Consider the following 17,397-nt stretch of genomic DNA (forward strand, 5'->3'; position numbering starts at 1 on the left):
AGGATTGTGACCATGTCCAACACTCCCATGGCTGCGAACCCTCTCACCCGGGCCGTTCTCGAGATCGACGAGTACGTCTCCGGCCTCGGCTGGGACCAGCCCGCCCGCCTTTTCGCCCTCGTCGACACCGCACGGCTGCGGGCCGAACAACCCTCGCTCGCCGACCGGCTCGGTCTCGGGGACGAGTCGGAGAACTCCGGCCTCACCCCGATCGAGCAGGACGAGGTTCCAACGGGCAAGCCGCTCGACGAGTTCCTCGCCACCATCGCCTGGCCCGACGCGGTGGTCGGCTGCGCCCTCGCCGTGGAGCGTCTGATGCTGCCGCCGTCCGCGGAGGCCCAGGTTCCGCAGGGCTTGAGCCAGGCCGCGCTCACGAAGTGGGTGGCGGACCACCCGGACCGCCAGGAGGTCCGGATGACGGTCGCGGTCCTGCGCGACGGCGCCCGCGAGTCGGCCCTGCGCCTGCGCGAGAAGGACTCCGCCACGGAGGTCCTCACCGGCTCCGACCTGGTCCCGGGACTGGCGGAGGCGCTGGCGGCGACGTTCGCCGAGTAGAGCGGGAGGACCGTGGGGTGAGGGGGGCGATGTGAGGGGGCTTGCCGGTCTCCTGGGGCCCGGGCCCACCGGCCCCGCGGGTCCCCTCAGCCGCGCCTGTCGCCCTGCCCCGGCCCGTCCTCGGCCCCGCGGACTACTTGCCGCACTTCGGCAGATCCGCGGTGTCGCCGCTGCGGAGGTCCTTGAGGGCGCCGAGGGCGTCCTGGATGGTGTCCACCTTGATGAGGGTGAGGCCGTCGGGGGTGTCCTTGGCGGCGGCGGCGCAGTTGTCCGCGGGCGTCAGGAAGTACTGCGCGCCCTTGGCCCGGGCACCCACGGTCTTCATCTCGATGCCGCCGATCGGACCGACCTTGCCGGCGTCGTCGATCGTGCCGGTGCCGGCCACGAACTTGCCCCCCGTCAGATGGCCCGGCGTGAGCTTGTCGTAGATGCCGAGCGCGAACATCAGACCGGCGCTCGGCCCGCCGACGTCGGCCAGCTTGATGTCGACGGTGAACGGGAACGTGTGGTCGGTCCCCGCCGAGATCCCCACGATGGCGCGCTTCTCGCCGTTGTCGTCCGAGCTCGTCGTGGTGATGGTGATGTCCTGCGTCTTCGTCGGCGTCCGCTTCTCCTTCTCCGCGGCGGCCTGCTCCCTGGCCGGCACGATCGTGAAGCGGACGTCCTGGCCCGGCTTGTGCTGGGTGACGAGCTTCGCGACGTCGGCCGGCTCCTTGACCGTCGTACCGTCGACGGCCTTGATCACATCACCGGCGTGCAGCTTGCCCTCGGCCGGGGACCCCTTGACGACCGTCGAGACGATCACCCACGACTTCACCGGAACGTCGAGTTCCTTCAGGGCGGCGACCTTGGCGCTCTCCTGGGACTGGCTGAACTCCTCGGCGTTCTCCTGGGTCGACTGCTCCTCGGTCTTGCCGTCCGGGTAGAGCGTCTCGCGCGGCACGACCTTGTTGTCGTGCGCGAGCCAGCCGTAGACGGCTTCGACCAGGTTCATCCGGTAGTCGGCGCTCGTGACCCGGACCGTGGTCATGTTCAGGTGGCCAGTGGCCGCATACGTCTTGCGCCCCGAGATCTGCAGCACCGGCTCGCCGTCATGATCGCCGAGCGTGTTCACCGTCGGCCCCGGGGACATCTCCGCGTACGGCACGGGGATGAACACTCCCGCGCACAGGAGCGCGATCAGCATCAGGGTGGAGGCGAGCATCGTCGCGGTGCGGCGTGGCATGACTCGACAGTACGGGACGGGCCTGTCAGCGCACCGTCAGGGCCGCCCGTCCGGGGCGGCCCTGTGGGCTATACCGTCTGTGACCTGCTGTTTCTTGGCCTTCAGCTACCCGGCCCGGGCTTCTCCATGGCCTCGCGAAAGCGGGCGTATCCGGTGAGTTCCGGGCCGTCGCCGCGGGCCTTACGAGTCCGGTTGGCCCAACTGCCCCAGAGCCCCGCGCCGATGGCAGCCACAAGCGGAATCAGCAACCAGGCGAGAGCCGCCATGCCGACCTCCAACCCCATTGAGCGTCCGCAACTGACTGATCAGCAGATTAACCATCCGCAGTGACAACGCTCACGCCAGGGGTGCGGTTACGCAACCGGAAGGCGGTCCCGAAATCAGCAGGCACCGACCCATTCCTCGGTGCCGTCGGAGAACTTCTGATGCTTCCAGATGGGCACTTCGTGCTTCAGGTCGTCGATCAGCTTCCGGCAGGCCTCGAAGGCCTCTCCCCGATGCGGACACGAGACGGCGACGACCACGGCGAGGTCTCCGACCCGGAGGTCCCCCACCCGGTGCACGGCCGCCAGCGCCCGCACGGGGAACTCGGCGACGACCTTCTCGGCGATCCGCCGCATCTCGGCCTCGGCGCTCGGATGGCAGGAATACCCGAGTTCCGCGACATCGGCACCCGCGTCGTGGTTCCGGACGGTCCCCACGAAGAGCGCGGTGCCGCCGGCCGCGTCGTCCCCGACGGCCCGGAACACCTCGTCCAGGGAGAGGGCCGTGTCCCGGATCCCGATCAGCTTGACCGGATCCTGTGCTCCCTGCTCACCTGGGTGATCACTCGTGGATGCCATGCCTCTATCGTGCCGCACGCGACTGACAACGCGGAATGGACCTATCGACCGGCACGCGCGCGCACGCGTTGGAGCCTCCTACAGGTGTCCTTCTACAGGGGTGTCTCTCAGATCCGCCGCCGGGCCTTGCGTGCCCGTCGTACCACCGCGGCCGCACCCAGCAGCGCCACCGTCGCGCCCGCGGCGCCCGCGGCCGTCGCGTCCTTGCGGCCCAGTCGCCGCCCCACCACCGTGTGCCGGCCGGAGACCTCCTCCAGGAGCTCGGCCAGCACCTCCTCGTTGGTGTACTGCGGGCGCCACCCGGAGTCGTGCAGGCGGCTCCCGCTCACCACCCAGGGGTACATCGTGTACGCCAGGTCCCCCGCGGGAGACGGCGTGAGCCCGATCCGGTGCAGTCGCGCCGCCGCGCCCAGGGCGACCGCCGACGGCAGCTCCATCCGCCGGATGCCGCTGAGCTCCTCGACCTCCTCCTGCTCAAGCCACCCGTCGCAGCCGACGGCCAGTTCCCCGTCGACCTTCTCCAGGACGGCGTACTCGAGCGCGCTGCACAGGTCCTCGACGTGGCAGAACTGCCACGCGGGCCTCGACCCGGCGACGACGAGCAGTCGAGGAGACTCGAAGTACCTGGTCAGCGCGGTGTCCGTGCCTCCCACCAGCACGGCGGGCCGGACCACGGTGACATTGAGCCCCGGATGCGCCCGCGGGGCCCGCCGCGCCAGCCGCTCGATCTCCAGCAGGTCGCCGACGCCCGTCGCCTCCGCCGTGGCCCTCAGCTCAGCGTCCTCGGACAGCGGCAGCTCGTTCTCCGGCAGCGCCCCGTAGACCATCGCCGAGGTGCACAGCACGACCCTGTGCACTCCGGCCGCCGCGGCCGCCGTCAGGACGGTCTGCGTCCCCCGTACGTTGTAGGCCGTCCGGGCGGCCGCGTCCGTCTCCAGGTCGAGATCCAGCGCCAGGTGCACCACGACGTCGGCGCCGCGGAGCTTGTCCGCGATGGCAGGGTCCCGTACGTCCAGGATGTGCCACTGCGCCGCCGCGCACTCGCCTCGCCGCTCGTCGATGGCGATGACCTGCCTGACCTCGTCGGACGCGGCGAGCTGCTCGGTGAGCAGCGCTCCGATGCCGTACGCGGCGCCGGTGACCGCGACGACGGGGCCGCGCGCCGCGGGACTCGCGGAACTGGTTGACTGGTTTCGCGCTGCGCGAACCTGCGGATCTGGGGAACTCACCGGGCGTCTCCAGCGGTTGTCTTCAGTACGAGCACGAGTGAAGCGTGCGTACCAGGTGGCATCCATCCTGCCGCAGGCCGTCAGTCGGCGAAGCACCGAGGCCCGATCCGCCCCAAGGTGTCTACGCTGGGTGGTGATGTCGGGCAGCCGTGCCGCCGGAAAGAACCGGCGGCCCTACAAGCCGAGGAATCCCGTGAGTGACACCCCATTCGGATTCGGCCTTCCGCCGGAGGAGCCGGACGACGGCGACGAGGGCAAGAAGAAGGACCAGGAGAGCGGTGGTGGTCAGGGACCGGCCAATCCGTTCGGTTTCGGCGGCCTGCCAGGAGCCGGAGGCTTTGGCGGCGGCCCTGGTGGCCCCGGTGCGGACAATCCGTTCGCTGCCATGTTCGGTTCCCTGAACCCCAACGACCTGGGCGCCGCGTTCCAGCAGCTGGGCCAGATGCTCTCCTACGAGGGCGGCCCGGTGAACTGGGACATGGCCAAGCAGATCGCCCGCCAGACGGTCTCCCAGGGCAGCCCTGACGGCGCCAAGGACACGAGTGTCGGCCCCGCCGACCTCAAGGCCGTCGAGGAGGCCGTCCGCCTGGCCGACCTCTGGCTCGACGACGCCACGTCCCTGCCGTCCGGCGCCGCCTCCGCGGTGGCCTGGAGCCGCGCGGAATGGGTCGAGGCGACCCTGCCCGCCTGGAAGGAACTCGTCGACCCGGTCGCCGAGCGCGTGGGCACCGCCATGGGCGACGTCCTGCCGGAGGAGATGCAGGCCATGGCCGGCCCGCTGATCGGCATGATGCGCTCGATGGGCGGCGCCATGTTCGGCACGCAGATCGGGCAGGCCGTCGGCGTGCTCGCGGGCGAGGTCGTCGGCTCGTCCGACATCGGCCTGCCGCTCGGCCCGGCCGGCAAGGCCGCGCTGCTGCCGGTGAACGTCGAGACGTTCGGCAAGGACCTGAGCGTCCCGCAGGAGGAGGTGCGGCTGTATCTCGCCCTGCGCGAGGCCGCCCACCAGCGCCTCTTCGCGCACGTGCCGTGGCTGCGCTCGCATCTGTTCGGCGCGGTCGACGGCTATGCCCGCGGGATCAAGGTCGACACGGCCAAGCTCGAGGACGTGGTCGGCCAGTTCGACCCGCAGAACCCCGAGCAGATGCAGGAGGCCCTTCAGCAGGGCATGTTCCAGCCGGAGGACACGCCCGAGCAGAAGGCCGCGCTGGCGCGTCTGGAGACGGCTCTGGCGCTCGTCGAGGGCTGGGTGGACGCGGTGGTCCATGCCGCCGCGAAACCCCGTCTGTCGTCCGCCGACGCCCTGCGCGAGACGCTGCGCCGCCGCCGCGCCTCGGGCGGCCCGGCCGAGCAGACGTTCGCCACCCTGATCGGTCTGGAGCTGCGTCCGCGCCGCCTGCGCGATGCCTCCCGTCTGTGGGCCTCGCTCACGGACGCGCGCGGTGTCGACGGCCGGGACGGTCTGTGGGCCCACCCGGACATGCTGCCGACGGCGACCGACCTGGACGACCCGGACGGGTTCGTGCACCGCGAGCAGATCGACTTCTCCGAGCTGGACAAGATGCTCGGCGAGGCGGCGGACAAGCCCGACCTCAGGAAGAAGGACAAGGCTGAGGACAAGGCCGAGGAAGAGGACGACGGCAAGGGCGACGACGCCGGGTGAGCCTGTACGACGACGCGGTCCTCGTGCTGAAGGGGTACGAGGACCAGACGGACCTGCGCCAGGCCTACCTGGACCATCTGGCGGAGCACCCGGACGGCCTGTGGAAGCCGTGCCAGGCGGGTCACATCACGGCGAGCGCCCTGGTGATCGACCCCGACGGCGGCCGGGTGCTGCTGACCTTGCACAGGAAGCTGCAGATGTGGCTTCAGATGGGCGGTCACTGCGAACCGGGCGACTCCTCCCTGGCCGCCGCGGCCCTGCGCGAGGCGACGGAGGAGTCCGGCGTCTCGGGGCTCTCGCTGCTGCCCGGCGGCCCGGTCCGCCTGGACCGGCACCCGATCCCGCCGCCGTGCCACTGCCACTTCGACGTCCAGTACGCGGTCGTGGCACCCCCGGACGCCGCGCACGCGGTCAGCGACGAGTCCCTCGACGTGCGCTGGTTCGCGTACGACGAGGTCGCGGACGTGGCCGACGAGTCGGTCGTACGCCTGCTGGAGGCCACGCGCGCGAGGCTCACGGTCTGAGCAGGTGTAAGGGGCGACCGCTGAGGCGGCCGCCCCTTACATTCGGGCCTGACTGCGGGCTGCGCCCCTTCAGGGGCGCGGGGCTGTATCGATGTGCGGCTCCGCCGCGTGGGCGCGACCAGCCACACACGGCCTGCAGCCGGCAACCGGCCCGTAGCACCGGGAGCCCGTCGGCCCAACCCGCGGAGCGATCAGCTCCAGACGTTGCCCTGGTTCTGCCCGCGTGCTCCCTGCTGGCCCATGCCGTACTGCGCGGAGAGGCCCGAGCCGACCTGGGCGTTCTGCGGTGGCAGCAGCTCGCTGGGCTGGACGAGCGCGTAACCGGTGCCCATGAAGCTGAGCTCCCAGCCCTCGCCGGTGTTGCCGCGGCGCCGCCAGACCCCGGAGGAGTGCGTCTGGGCCTGCATCTGCACGCGCAGGCTCGTCGACCAGGCGACGATCGCGTCGGCGTCGCAGTTGACGTACTTGTCGGGGGTCACCTGCATCAGCAGCGGCATGCCCGAGGTCATCAGGGCGATCTTGCCCCGGCCGGTGATGTTGAGCTGGTACTTCCCGGAGCCGGAGATGCCGTACAGGCTGTCGACGGCGATGACCTCGTGGTGCAGGGAGGAGTCCATCGCCAGCACGTAGCTGCTGTCGACGGTGAGGCCGTCCTGCTCCACCTCCATGACATGGACGTGCTGCTTGAGGTTGGCGAGGTAGACCGTGCCCTGCCCGTGGCAGCGCATCAGGTCGAGTCCCTCACCGGTGTGCGCACGCGCGCGTGACTGGTCGTTGCCCTGGTACTCGGCGTCGAACTCGACGAGGCCCTGGTAGGCGACCATGGTGCCCTTGCGGGCCAGGATGTCGTCGTGGCCCTCCAGGGTGACGCGCAGCATCTGCTTGTTCTGCAGGCTCCAGCGGTCCTGGGTCTGCTGCTCGTTGTAGGCGAAAATCGGGCTCTGCATGGCGTGTTGCTCCCCCTCAGCCCCGGACCCGCAGGCGGTCGGTGCTGTCCTCGCTGGGCTGGACGACGACGATGCCCTGACCGGAGAAGGCCATCTGGTAGGCCTCGCCGCTGCCGCGGCCGATCAGTGACTGTGCCCTGAAGCTGCGCTTGCCCTTGACCTTGAGGTTCGGGGACCAGGCGACGAGCGCGTCGGGGTCGACGTACGTCTCGTCCTCGCCGCCTCCGCAGTCGACGACGATCGGCTTGCCCCGGGAGGTCAGCGCGACCCAGCCCTGCCCGGAGATCTTGGTGTTCCACAGGCCCTGCCCGGCGAACTTCGCCAGGCCCTTCACCCGCTCGACGCCCCACGTGAGGTGTGCGTCGAAGGCGAGCAGGTTGGTGGCGTTGACGGAGATGCCGTCGCCGTTGAGGTTGATGACGACGACGTTCGCTCCGTAGTCGGAGAGGTAGAGCAGACCGTCGCCGGAGCACTTCATCAGGGGCGCGCCCTCGCCGGTCATCCAGTCCTTGGCGATCTGGCGCACGGCCGGCGGGTTGGGCTCGTACTGCACGAACCCTTCGTAGGCGACCATCGACCCCACGCGCGCGAGGAGGTCGTTCCCGGTCTGCATGGCGACCTTCAGCATGTGATTGCCGTGGTTCTCCATGCGGGCGGTGACAGGTGCGGGAGCGTGGCCCGCGAGCTGCTGTGTCATGACGGGCTCCCTCAGACCTCGTACGGCTGGACGACGATGAAGTTGCCGGGCGCTGCCCGGAACTGGAGGTTCACGCTCTCCCCGGTGTCACCGGGATAGGCGTTGCGGCGCATCCGCACCTGGCTGGAGACGACCACCTGGGCGGCGGCGGACCAGGCGACCACGGCGTTGCAGTCGGCGAACGTGGTGGGCGTGACGGGCAGCACCACGGGTGTGCCGTGCGTCTTCACTACGATCGTGCCGGTCCCCTGGAACTGCATCGTGAACAGCGCGCCTCCGGGGATGCCGTGTCCCTCGATGCGGCGGACCTCGTAGGTGAGGCTCTCGTCGAAGGCGAGGACGTTCTCGGCGGAGACGCAGACGGCGTCGCCCTGGAGCTCGATGGGGTGCAGCATGGTCGAGTTCTCGGCGAGGAACACCTGGCCCTGGCCCGTACAGCGCATCAGCTGCATCTCCTGGCCGGTCGCGTTGCCCACGATCCGGCCGGCGAAGCCCGCGCCCTTGTAGCTGAAGTCGACCTTGCCCTGGTAGAGCACCATGCTGCCCTGCCGGGCCAGTACAGGATGTCCGCCGATGCCGAGGTCGACGCGGACGAGCTTCTTGTTCTGCTGCGTCCAGCGCTGCCCTGTGGGGGTCTCCTTGAACTGCTGGAGCGCGGCGGACACACCGGCGCCCTGGGGAGCGGGGGCCTGCGGGGCGGCACCCTGCTGCGGGGCACCGTAGGGAGCCTGTCCGAACGGCGGCTGCTGTCCGTAGCCCGGGCGTGGGGTGGGCTGGCCGTAACCGGGGGGCGGGGCCGGAGCCTGGGGTGCTTGGGGCGCCTGGGGCTGGCCGTAGCCGGGAGGCAGCGGGGCTGTCTGGCCTGGGACCTGGCCGTACGGCGGCGGCTGCTGGCCCGGCTGCCCGTAGGGCGCGGGCGCCGGGGCTGGGGGTGGCACCGGGGAGCCGCCGGGCGGGGTGTTCATGGGCGCGACGACGGTCGGGGCGCCATGCACTCCGGGCGCCGGAGGCGGCGCGAAGCCCTGCGCGGCGGGCTCGGGAGCGGGCGGCGGCGCGGGAGCGGGGGCCGGAGGCGCTGCCGGTGCGGGGGCAGGGGCCGGTTCCGGAGTGCCGCCCGGGACGCCGAACGCGGGCGGGGCGAAGCCCGGGGCGGCGCCGGTCTGCGGCTGCTGCGGGGCAGGCGCGGGCGCTTCCTCCTCCTCGGCCACCTCGCCGCCGAAGTTCTTCAGCAGCGCGTCGAGACCGCCGTCGAAGCCCTGCCCGACGGCGGCGAACCGCCAGACGTCCTTGAGGTAGAAGTCGCCCAGCATCACGGCCCGTTCGGTGGAGAACTCCGAGCCGTTGAAGGAGTAGCGGGCCACCTCCTCGCCGCCCGCGACGATGCGGATGTACCCGGGGGCGATCTGCGACATCTGTCCGGAGCCGTCGATCGTCGCCGTGAAGGACAGCTTCTGGATCTGCGGCGGGATCCGGTCGAGCGTCACCCGGAAGGACTCCGTGTCGCCCGCCTGGGCGCCCAGGAGCTGAAGGGATTCCTCGGGGGACTTCGGCTGGTTGAAGAAGACGAAGTAGCGGTCGTCCGAGAGCCGTTCGTCGGCGTCGAGGCCGAAACAGCTGATGTCGAAGCTCAGTCCGGGGCCCGAGATCTGCACGCCTACGTACAGATCCGTGCCCGCGGTGAGGTCACTGATCCTGGCCTTGTGGCCGCGTTGGAATTCCCTGGCCATGCGTAACGACCGTCCCCCATCCAGAACGTGATTGCGTCGCGCCAGGCTAACGGCAAAATCGGACACCGGACGAAGTCGGTACAGACCCGGTACAGAACCCGCGCGGGGCCGTATCGGCTGCTCGTTCGTGCAAAGCGGTCACTCACCCCGTGGGGCGTTCACCCCGCGCACCGGGCACGTGCGGCAACCGCTCGGCGGCGACCACGCCTTCGAGGTAACCCCGGGCCCGCTCCGTCCGCGGATAGGCCTCCAGCAGCTCCCAGAAGCGGGGACCGTGTCCGGGGACGAGCAGATGGGCGAGTTCGTGGACGAGGACGTAGTCGACGACGTACTCGGGCATGCCCTGCAGGCGGTGCGACAGGCGGATGCTGCCCTCGGACGGGGTGCAGGATCCCCAGCGCGTGTTCTGGTTGGTCACCCAACGCACCGAATCGGGCCGGGCCCGCCCGCCGAAGTACTGGTCCGAAAGACGCCGGGCCCGCTCGGCCAGCTCGGTGTCGCCGAGGGTCCGCTTGCTCTCCTGAGCGGCCAGCTTGTCGAGCATGACGGTCACCCAGCGCTGCTCCTCCGCCTCGGACATCCGGGCGGGGATGAGCACAACGGTGCGATCGCCCTCGCGGTACGCGGAGACCGTTCGGCGTCGGCGGGTGCTTCTGCGGACCTCGATCGCGCTCGCCCTCGAGCCGCTCGGCGGCTGGCTCGTCGTGCTGCGCTGTGGCTTTCCGGCGCGGTGCAGTGGGTCGGCGGGCACGCCCCGACGTTACCCGCTGCACACGGGGAAGTCCCGGCTCCGGGACGGTTCGGTGCCGATGCCCCCACCGGCCGCCGGATTTGTACGACGAATGCCCGTGCCTGTGGACAACTTTCGGCAGCCGGCGGCGGGTTTGGGCATGCTGGCTCTTGTCGGCGAAGCGATGGGCGGGTTCGGTCCAGGGCCGGGAGAGGGCCTGACGGCCAGTCTCGGGCTGCTCCCACACTCGACCGGCACACGGGGACGATCTATGGCAAACGGGGGCCTGTCATGCATCCGATGGTGAAACCCGCGCTCAGGCGCGGCTGGCGTGACCTCAACACGGTGCAGTTCGGAATGACACCGGCGCATGCGATGACGCTCGGCCCGATGGACCTGGCGACGGGCAGTTTCCTCGACCTGCTGAACGGCACGCGGGGGCTGGAGCTGCTGCGCGAGGAGGGACGCCGTATGGATCTGCCCGACGGTCATGTCGACGGGCTGGTGCGGCGGCTCTCGGGAGCCGGGCTCCTGGACGACGCGCGGGGCGGCGGACCGGCCGCCGACGCCCTGCGCCGGAAGAAGGAGGTTCTCGACCGGCTGCGCCCCGACCTGGCCTCCCTTTCTTTGACCACCTCCGCCCCCGGCGACGCGATCAGGCAGCTGGCCGCCCGGCGCGCGCAACGCGTTCAGGTGCGGGGTGCGGGCCGGGTCGGCGCCGTGCTGGCCTCGCTGCTGGCCGGGGCCGGCGTCGGCCAGGTCGATGTGCGCGACCTCGGACGAGTGGAACCGTGGGATGTCGCGCCGGGCGGTCTGCCCGCCGATGCCGTCGGCGACCGCCGCGACGAGGCGGCCCGACGTGCCGTACGCCGGGCGGCACCGGACCGGCCGCCGCGCCCCGCGACAGCGCAGGCGACCCCGGAGGAAGGCGACCCCGGTTTCTCGCTGGTGATCGTCGCCCCGCGGGACGATGTGGCCGTGTACGCGCCGGACCCGTCCGCCGCCGAATCGCTGATGTCCGCCGGGACACCCCATCTGTACGCCGGTGTCGTGGAGGGGACCGGCATGGTCGGCCCTCTTGTCCTGCCCGGGGAGACGGGCTGCGCGGGCTGTCTGCACAACAGCCGCACCGACCGGGACCCGACCTGGCCGCGCCTGGTCGCCCAGTGGCGTTCCGGCAGGCAGCGACAGGTGCCGCCCTGCGACCTGGCACTCGCCACGACCGTGGCCGGACTGGCGGCCGCCCACGCGCTCGCTTTCCTCGACGGCCGGGTTCCGTCGAGCGCGGGGGCACGCTGGGAGGTGTCCGTCCCTGGTCTCCACTGGCATGCTCGGCCGATCTGGGCGCATCCGGCGTGCCCGTGCGCTGCGACGGAGAGAGAAAAGGGGGAGCGCCTTTCGGAGGAAGAGCAGTCACACGAGACAATGGCGGTGCAACGGCCGTCGGAGCAGTGCCGTGAGGCAGAGGCGGAGCGGCCGGCTGGGACTTGGAGGGCGCATGTCTGATCTTCCCCGGAAGGCGGTCACCCGGACCGCCAAGCTCGCCGCACTTCCGCTCGGCATCGCCGGGCGGGCCACCTGGGGATTCGGCAAGCGGATCGTCGGCGAGTCCGCGGAGCTGGTCGGCCGCGAGCTCCAACAGCGCACGGCGGAGCAGCTTTTCAAGGTGCTCGGCGAGCTCAAGGGTGGCGCGATGAAGTTCGGCCAGGCCCTGTCCGTCTTCGAGTCGGCACTGCCCGAGGAGGTGGCCGGCCCGTACCGGGCGGCACTGACGAAGCTCCAGGAGGCGGCGCCGCCGATGCCGACGCGCACCGTGCACGCGGTGCTCGAGGAGCGGCTCGGCGAGGGCTGGCAGGAGCTGTTCCTGGAGTTCGAGGACAAGCCCGCCGCGGCGGCCTCGATCGGCCAGGTGCACCGAGGGGTGTGGCACGACGGCCGTGAGGTGGCGGTCAAGGTGCAGTACCCGGGTGCCGGCGAGGCCCTGCTGTCCGATCTGAACCAGCTGAGCCGCTTCTCCCGTCTGCTCGGTCCGCTGATCCCCGGGATGGACATCAAGCCGCTGCTCGCGGAACTGAAGGACCGCGTCTCGGAGGAGCTGGACTACGACCTGGAGGCGCAGGCCCAGCAGGCCCACGCGGAGGAGTTCACGGACGACCCCGACGTCGTCGTACCGCAGGTGGTGCACCAGTCCGACCAGGTCCTGGTCACCGAGTGGATCGACGGCATCCCGATGTCGGAGATCATCGCGGACGGCACCCAGGAGCAGCGTGACCGCGCCGGCCAGCTCCTGGCGCGTTTCCTGTTCTCCGGCCCCGCCCGCACCGGCCTGCTGCACGCCGATCCGCACCCGGGCAACTTCCGGCTTCTGCCCGGCGGCCCGGAGGGCGAGGACGACTGGCGCCTGGGTGTCCTGGACTTCGGCACGGTCGACCGTCTCCCGGGTGGTCTGCCGGCCACCATCGGCGAGTCCCTGCGGATGACCCTCGACGGAGAGGCCGAGGCGGTCTACGAGCTTCTGTGCGCGGAGGGGTTCGTCAAGGAGACCATAGAGCTCGATCCCGACGCGGTTCTGGACTACCTGCTGCCGATCATCGAGCCGGCCCAGGTCGAGGAGTTCACCTTCACCCGCGGCTGGATGCGCAGCCAGGCGGCCCGCGTCGCCGACCCCCGCTCCCCCGCCTACCAGCTGGCCAAGCAGCTCAACCTGCCCCCTTCGTATCTGCTGATCCACCGGGTGACCCTGAGCACGATCGGGGTGCTGTGCCAGCTGGGGGCGGCGGTGCGTCTGCGCGAGGAGTTGGAGGAGTGGCTGCCGGGGTTCGTCCCGGAGGACCCGGCGGACGGCGAGGAGGCGGCGGCGGAGGCATGAGCCCCGGCGGGTACCACGAGTGATCCGCTGCCCGCGCTCTACCACCAGTCGGAGTCCAGCCGCCCCTCGATCGACCTGAGGTTCTCCCGGGAGCAGATCTCGCAGAAGTCCCGGCGAGCGCCCTGCTCCACGGAGCAGGTCCAGGTGAGCTGCGGGGCTTCGGCCGAGGTGCCGCAGCGTGCGCACACGAGGCGTCCGGGGCGTCCGGGCTCCGCGGCGGAACCGCCCTCGTCGTTTCCTCCGGGAGGACTCGTCACGCGCCGACGATATCTCCGTGCCCGGCGGCTTCGCGGACACAACGCACCGCGGGGGCCGGTCCGTTCGCACGGACCGGCCCCCCGGGGTGAGCTCGGCCTCCCGTTCCGGCAGGCCACCGCTCAGGTGGTATCGGTTACTGCATGACCGCCATGGCGAGCGCCCGGCGGGCACGCCGTGAGGCGCGCTCCGCCTTGCGCTGCATCCGGCGGGCGGCCACCAGGCGCGCGGCCCGGCGGTCCCGCTCCGCCTCCTGCAGTCGCTCGTGCATATGTGCACGAGCCATGGCTTCTGGAATGAGTTGCATCTCTCGGGTCCTGTTCTGACGCGAGTCCCTCGCGCCGTGCGGGGTGAGGTCTTGAGTCGCGGAGCCTGCGGGCTCGTGGGTGGACGGCTTCATCGGGGCCTGCTTCTGGGGGTCGTGCGTGAGAGGACGGTCGATCGTTCCTGCGGTGTTCATGCCGTGACCGGGTTCTTGCGCGGGCGGCCACGCGGCCGCTTCCGGGCGACGACGACACCCTGCACGAACAGCTCGCCACCCCAGACGCCCCAGGGCTCACGCCGCTCCTTGGCGCCTGCGAGGCAGGCCTCGACCAGCGGGCAGGTGCGGCAGAGGGACTTGGCGTACTCCACGTCCGCCGGCGACTCGGCGAAGAAGACCTCCGGGTCGTAGGAGCGGCACGGGACGGGTACGCCGAGGTTCTCGATGGCGTCGTCGAGCGCGGTGAGCGCGGTGAGCGGGGTCAAGGCGGAGTCCTCCGTGGGGCCGGGCTTGGGGATCGTGTCGGAAGGCGGTACGGACGGGGCGTGCGCTTCGAGTTGCACGGTTGGTCTTCCTCGTCTGGTCGTTCCGGCCTGTTGGCCGGGGGCGGCTGGTACCGGGTTCTTTTCTTGTCCCGAGGCTCCTTCGATCCGTCGTCCCTGTTCAGGGACAAACAGAAGGGCCGCGGATCCCGGATGGGGTTCCGCGGCCCTGAAGGCGCCGGCCTGATCAGATCAGGCTGGATCACTCCAGGGTTCTGGCCCACGGAAGGCCCACATCTGGTGGTGCTGCGTCGTCTGCTTCCGGAATCCGGCACCGGTCGCCGTAAAGGCATAGGCCCGCGCCTGCGCCTTTACTGCTGCTTCCAGTGCCTTGGTCGGTCGCTCATTGCGCTCACGGACGGGAAGGCCCGCGGGAGCAAGGAAGGAGGACGCCGGACGGACGGCACGAATGCCGGACAGACCGGTGCCCAGGTTCGAAACGCCGAGCATGCACGTGGAGACGGCCGAGCGATCGGTCATTTTCACGGTGCTGATGGAGCTGGTGTTGATGCTGATCACTGGACTCGCCTCCTCTCGGCGTCTCGGGGGACTGGGTGAACCAGTCCGACGGATATGCAAGTACAACACGGAACAAGGGCCTTCGAGAAGGCCGCTGCTCTCGTGCCTAAGAACCTATGGGGATTGCTGGGGCATGCGCAAACTATTTTTTCGACGAGTTGGCGTCAGTCCTGATCTGTGTCCCCTCCGGCGTACTGGCCTGCGCAGATGGCCAGGACATCGGCTCCGTAGCGGGTGAGCTTGCGCATCCCGACACCGGGGATGCGTGCCAGCTCGTGCTCATCGTCGGGCGCGGTCTCGGCGATCGCCACCAGTGTCCGGTCGGTGAAGACGCAGAAGGCGGGCTGACCACTGCTGCGCGCCTGGTCGGCGCGCCACTCGCGGAGCCGCTCGTAGAGGCCCTCGTTCATGTCGGAGGGGCAGTCGTCGCAGCGCATCAGCTTCATCTCGCCCGCGTCGGTCAGCGTGCGGCCGCAGACGCGGCAGCGGGCGGGGGTTCGCTGCACTCGTCTCGGGGCGGAGCCCCTGGTTCCGGGGATTCCGCGCTCGATGCCGCCCGCTGCACCGCCGGTTGTACGGCCCTTGGTGGCCGTCGAACCGGGGCGCAGCCCGTCGAGGAAACGGCTGGGGCGGCGGTTGGGGCGGCCGCCGGGTGAGCGGGAGAGGGACCAGGAGACATGGAGGTGTTCCCGCGCGCGGGTGACGCCGACGTACAGCAGGCGGCGCTCCTCCTCGATCTGTTCGTCGGTCTTTGCGTAGGTGATCGGCATCATGCCCTCGGCGACGCCCACCAGGAAGACGACGTCCCACTCCAGGCCCTTGGCCGAGTGCAGGGAGGCGAGGGTGACTCCCTGCACGGTCGGGGCGTGCTGGGCGTTCGCCCGTTCGTCGAGCTCGGCGACGAGGTCCGCCAGGGTGGCGCCGGGTTTGGCGGCGGCGAAGTCCTGGGCGAGGTTCACCAGGGCGGCCAGGGACTCCCAGCGCTCTCTCACTGCGCCGGAGCCGGCCGGTGGCTGCGGTGTCCAGCCCTCGCCCGACAGCACGGCGCGCACCTGCGAGGGCAGGTCGACAACGTCGTCCAGCAGGGAGTCGTTGCCGCCAAAGCGGGCCGCGCCGCGCAGGGCGATGCCCGCCTTGCGCACCTCCGGGCGGTCGAAGAAGCGCTCGGCGCCGCGCAGCTGGTAGGGCACCCCGGCGTCGGCGAGGGCCTGTTCGTAGGTCTCGGACTGCGCGTTCGTCCGGAACAGGATGGCGATCTCGGCGGCCGGGACCCCCGCGTCGACGAGTTCACGGATGCGGCGGGCCGCGCCCTCCGCCTCGGCGGGCTCGTCGGTGTACTCCGTGTAGGCCGGCTCGGGCCCCGGCGCACGTTGCGAGACGAGCTCCAGGCGGTGGTCGGCCGCGCGGCCACTGGCCTGGGCGAGCAGGCCGTTGGCGAGATGGACGACCTGGGGCGTGGAGCGGTAGTCGCGGACCAGCTTGACGACCGTGGCGCCGGGGTGGCGGGTGCGGAAATCGAGCAGATGGTCTGGAGTCGCTCCCGTGAACGAATAGATCGTCTGGCTGGCGTCTCCGACCACGCACAGGCTGTCCCGTTCGCCGAGCCACAGTTCCAGCAGGCGCTGCTGGAGGGGGCTGACGTCCTGGTACTCGTCGACCACGAAGTGCTGGTACTGGGCGCGGACCTGTTCGGCGATGTCGTGCCGGTCCTGGAGGACGGCCACGGTCAGCAGCAGCACGTCCTCGAAGTCGATGACGGAGCGCTCGCGCTTGACGTCCTCGTAGGCGGCGTAGAGCTGGGCGATCTCCGCGGGGTCGCGAGGGGCCTCGCGGCCCGACTTGGCGACGGCGGGCGCGTAGTCGGCGGGGACGGTCTGGGTGACCTTGGACCACTCGATCTCGGCGGTGACGTCCCGCAGCTCGCCCCGGTCGAGCCGGATGCGGCAGGCGGCGGCCGCGTCGGCGACGAGCTGGATCTTGCGATCGACGAGCCGGGGCATGGAGCCGCCGATCGCTTTCGGCCAGAAGTACTGAAGCTGACGCAGGGCCGCCGAGTGGAAGGTGCGGGCCTGGACGCCTGCGGCGCCGAGTTGCCGCAGCCGGCCGCGCATCTCTCCGGCGGCGCGGTTGGTGAAGGTGACGGCGAGCACGCTGGAGGGGTGGAGGACGCCTGCGCGTACCCCGTAGGCGATGCGGTGGGTGATCGCCCGGGTCTTGCCCGTGCCCGCGCCCGCCAGGACGCACACCGGACCGTGCAGGGCGGTGGCCACCTCGCGCTGCTCGGGGTCGAGCCCGTCGAGCACCGCGTCGGCCGAGTCCGGTACCTGCGGGAACAGGGTGGAGTGCGTTGCTGCTGTCACACAGCCATGCTGCCAGGTCGCGGGAGACGGCCGTGCTGGTTGTCCACAGGCGGGCCCCGATAGTCGTACTAATGCGGCAGGCGTCACGTCCGGCGGGTCCCGGCCCCTGGGAATGGTGGCCCCTTCGCGTACGTTCCACCTCTGCGACCACCCGCCCCCGAGCCACCGAAGGAGCACGAGAGACATGCTGGGCACTGTGACGATGTACAGCACCACGTGGTGCGGCTACTGCCGCCGGCTGAAAAGCCAGATGGACCGCGAGGGCATCGCGTACACCGAGATCAACATCGAGCAGGACCCGGAATCCGCCGCATTCGTGGAGAAGGCGAATGGCGGAAACCAGACGGTGCCCACCGTTCTGTTCCCGGACGGCTCCACACTCACCAACCCGTCGCTGGCTCAGGTGAAGCAGAAGGTCGGCGCGTAGGTCGGCACTTAGGCGCCGCGCGGT

The 17,397-nt window shown here is 70.7% G+C and carries 19 protein-coding genes; 6 read left to right on the plus strand and 13 right to left on the minus strand.

Going from position 1 to position 17,397, the window contains the following annotated elements; translation table 11 throughout:
* Positions 1–12: 12 nt before the first annotated feature.
* On the plus strand, positions 13–555 hold the full coding sequence (locus OG542_RS13445) for a PPA1309 family protein (RefSeq protein WP_221298710.1): 543 nt from the start codon (positions 13–15) through the stop codon (positions 553–555).
* 133 nt (positions 556–688) lie between these two features.
* Here OG542_RS13445 and OG542_RS13450 read toward each other — a convergent pair whose 3' ends face one another.
* From OG542_RS13450 to OG542_RS13465, 4 genes are all read right to left on the minus strand, one after another.
* The gene (locus OG542_RS13450) at positions 689–1,780 is read right to left on the minus strand and encodes a YlbL family protein (protein ID WP_328410932.1); all 1,092 of its coding nucleotides are present in this window, start codon (positions 1,778–1,780) and stop codon (positions 689–691) included.
* A gap of 101 nt (positions 1,781–1,881) precedes the next feature.
* Complete coding sequence (locus OG542_RS13455; RefSeq protein WP_184590666.1) at positions 1,882–2,046, minus strand: hypothetical protein; 165 nt, start codon at positions 2,044–2,046, stop codon at positions 1,882–1,884.
* A 114-nt stretch (positions 2,047–2,160) separates the two neighbouring features.
* Positions 2,161–2,622 (minus strand): molybdenum cofactor biosynthesis protein MoaE, encoded by a 462-nt coding sequence (locus tag OG542_RS13460; RefSeq protein WP_311127640.1) that lies wholly within the window; start codon positions 2,620–2,622, stop codon positions 2,161–2,163.
* 107 nt (positions 2,623–2,729) lie between these two features.
* Positions 2,730–3,851 (minus strand): SDR family oxidoreductase, encoded by a 1,122-nt coding sequence (locus OG542_RS13465; RefSeq protein WP_261682899.1) that lies wholly within the window; start codon positions 3,849–3,851, stop codon positions 2,730–2,732.
* Positions 3,852–4,044: 193 nt separating this feature from the next.
* Between OG542_RS13465 and OG542_RS13470 the strand changes: the two genes are divergently transcribed.
* Together OG542_RS13470 and OG542_RS13475 are read left to right on the plus strand one after the other, a co-directional pair.
* The gene (locus OG542_RS13470; RefSeq protein ID WP_328410935.1) at positions 4,045–5,514 is read left to right on the plus strand and encodes a zinc-dependent metalloprotease; all 1,470 of its coding nucleotides are present in this window, start codon (positions 4,045–4,047) and stop codon (positions 5,512–5,514) included.
* Positions 5,511–6,038, plus strand: coding sequence for an NUDIX hydrolase (locus OG542_RS13475; protein ID WP_328410937.1), 528 nt, complete (start codon positions 5,511–5,513; stop codon positions 6,036–6,038). The genes OG542_RS13470 and OG542_RS13475 overlap by 4 nt, the downstream gene beginning before the upstream one ends.
* 191 nt (positions 6,039–6,229) lie before the next feature.
* Here the strand turns inward: OG542_RS13475 and OG542_RS13480 are convergent, their stop codons facing one another.
* From OG542_RS13480 to OG542_RS13495, 4 genes are all read right to left on the minus strand, one after another.
* The gene (locus OG542_RS13480) at positions 6,230–6,985 is read right to left on the minus strand and encodes an AIM24 family protein (protein ID WP_311127638.1); all 756 of its coding nucleotides are present in this window, start codon (positions 6,983–6,985) and stop codon (positions 6,230–6,232) included.
* Positions 6,986–7,001: 16 nt separating this feature from the next.
* Positions 7,002–7,682, minus strand: a complete 681-nt coding sequence (locus OG542_RS13485) for an AIM24 family protein (RefSeq protein WP_020275068.1) — start codon at positions 7,680–7,682, stop codon at positions 7,002–7,004.
* 11 nt (positions 7,683–7,693) lie between these two features.
* Positions 7,694–9,409 (minus strand): TerD family protein, encoded by a 1,716-nt coding sequence (locus OG542_RS13490; RefSeq protein WP_328410944.1) that lies wholly within the window; start codon positions 9,407–9,409, stop codon positions 7,694–7,696.
* 142 nt (positions 9,410–9,551) lie between these two features.
* Positions 9,552–10,160 (minus strand): M48 metallopeptidase family protein, encoded by a 609-nt coding sequence (locus OG542_RS13495; RefSeq protein ID WP_328410946.1) that lies wholly within the window; start codon positions 10,158–10,160, stop codon positions 9,552–9,554.
* 270 nt (positions 10,161–10,430) lie between these two features.
* On the opposite strand from OG542_RS13495, the gene OG542_RS13500 reads away from it, so the two are divergent.
* Both OG542_RS13500 and OG542_RS13505 read left to right on the plus strand, forming a co-directional pair.
* On the plus strand, positions 10,431–11,645 hold the full coding sequence (locus OG542_RS13500; RefSeq protein ID WP_328410948.1) for a ThiF family adenylyltransferase: 1,215 nt from the start codon (positions 10,431–10,433) through the stop codon (positions 11,643–11,645).
* Positions 11,638–13,008, plus strand: coding sequence for an ABC1 kinase family protein (locus OG542_RS13505; protein ID WP_311127634.1), 1,371 nt, complete (start codon positions 11,638–11,640; stop codon positions 13,006–13,008). Before OG542_RS13500 ends, OG542_RS13505 begins: the two co-directional genes overlap by 8 nt.
* A gap of 38 nt (positions 13,009–13,046) precedes the next feature.
* Here the strand turns inward: OG542_RS13505 and OG542_RS13510 are convergent, their stop codons facing one another.
* The 5 genes from OG542_RS13510 to OG542_RS13530 form a co-directional block, all read right to left on the minus strand.
* Positions 13,047–13,265, minus strand: a complete 219-nt coding sequence (locus OG542_RS13510) for a hypothetical protein (RefSeq protein ID WP_328410950.1) — start codon at positions 13,263–13,265, stop codon at positions 13,047–13,049.
* A 134-nt stretch (positions 13,266–13,399) separates the two neighbouring features.
* A complete protein-coding gene (locus tag OG542_RS13515; RefSeq protein WP_261682577.1) occupies positions 13,400–13,723 on the minus strand; it encodes a hypothetical protein in 324 nt (107 codons plus the stop codon).
* A complete protein-coding gene (locus OG542_RS13520) occupies positions 13,720–14,088 on the minus strand; it encodes a WhiB family transcriptional regulator (protein ID WP_190049450.1) in 369 nt (122 codons plus the stop codon). Before OG542_RS13520 ends, OG542_RS13515 begins: the two co-directional genes overlap by 4 nt.
* 171 nt (positions 14,089–14,259) lie before the next feature.
* Positions 14,260–14,586: a hypothetical protein gene (locus OG542_RS13525; protein ID WP_328410953.1), complete on the minus strand. Its 327-nt coding sequence runs from the start codon at positions 14,584–14,586 to the stop codon at positions 14,260–14,262.
* Positions 14,587–14,750: 164 nt separating this feature from the next.
* Positions 14,751–16,946 (minus strand): ATP-dependent DNA helicase UvrD2, encoded by a 2,196-nt coding sequence (locus tag OG542_RS13530; protein WP_328410955.1) that lies wholly within the window; start codon positions 16,944–16,946, stop codon positions 14,751–14,753.
* Positions 16,947–17,130: 184 nt separating this feature from the next.
* Between OG542_RS13530 and OG542_RS13535 the strand changes: the two genes are divergently transcribed.
* Positions 17,131–17,373, plus strand: a complete 243-nt coding sequence (locus OG542_RS13535) for a mycoredoxin (protein ID WP_031132359.1) — start codon at positions 17,131–17,133, stop codon at positions 17,371–17,373.
* Positions 17,374–17,397: the final 24 nt, after the last annotated feature.

It is taken from the genome of Streptomyces violaceus (genome assembly GCF_036014075.1).
Lineage (GTDB): Bacteria > Actinomycetota > Actinomycetes > Streptomycetales > Streptomycetaceae > Streptomyces > Streptomyces violaceus.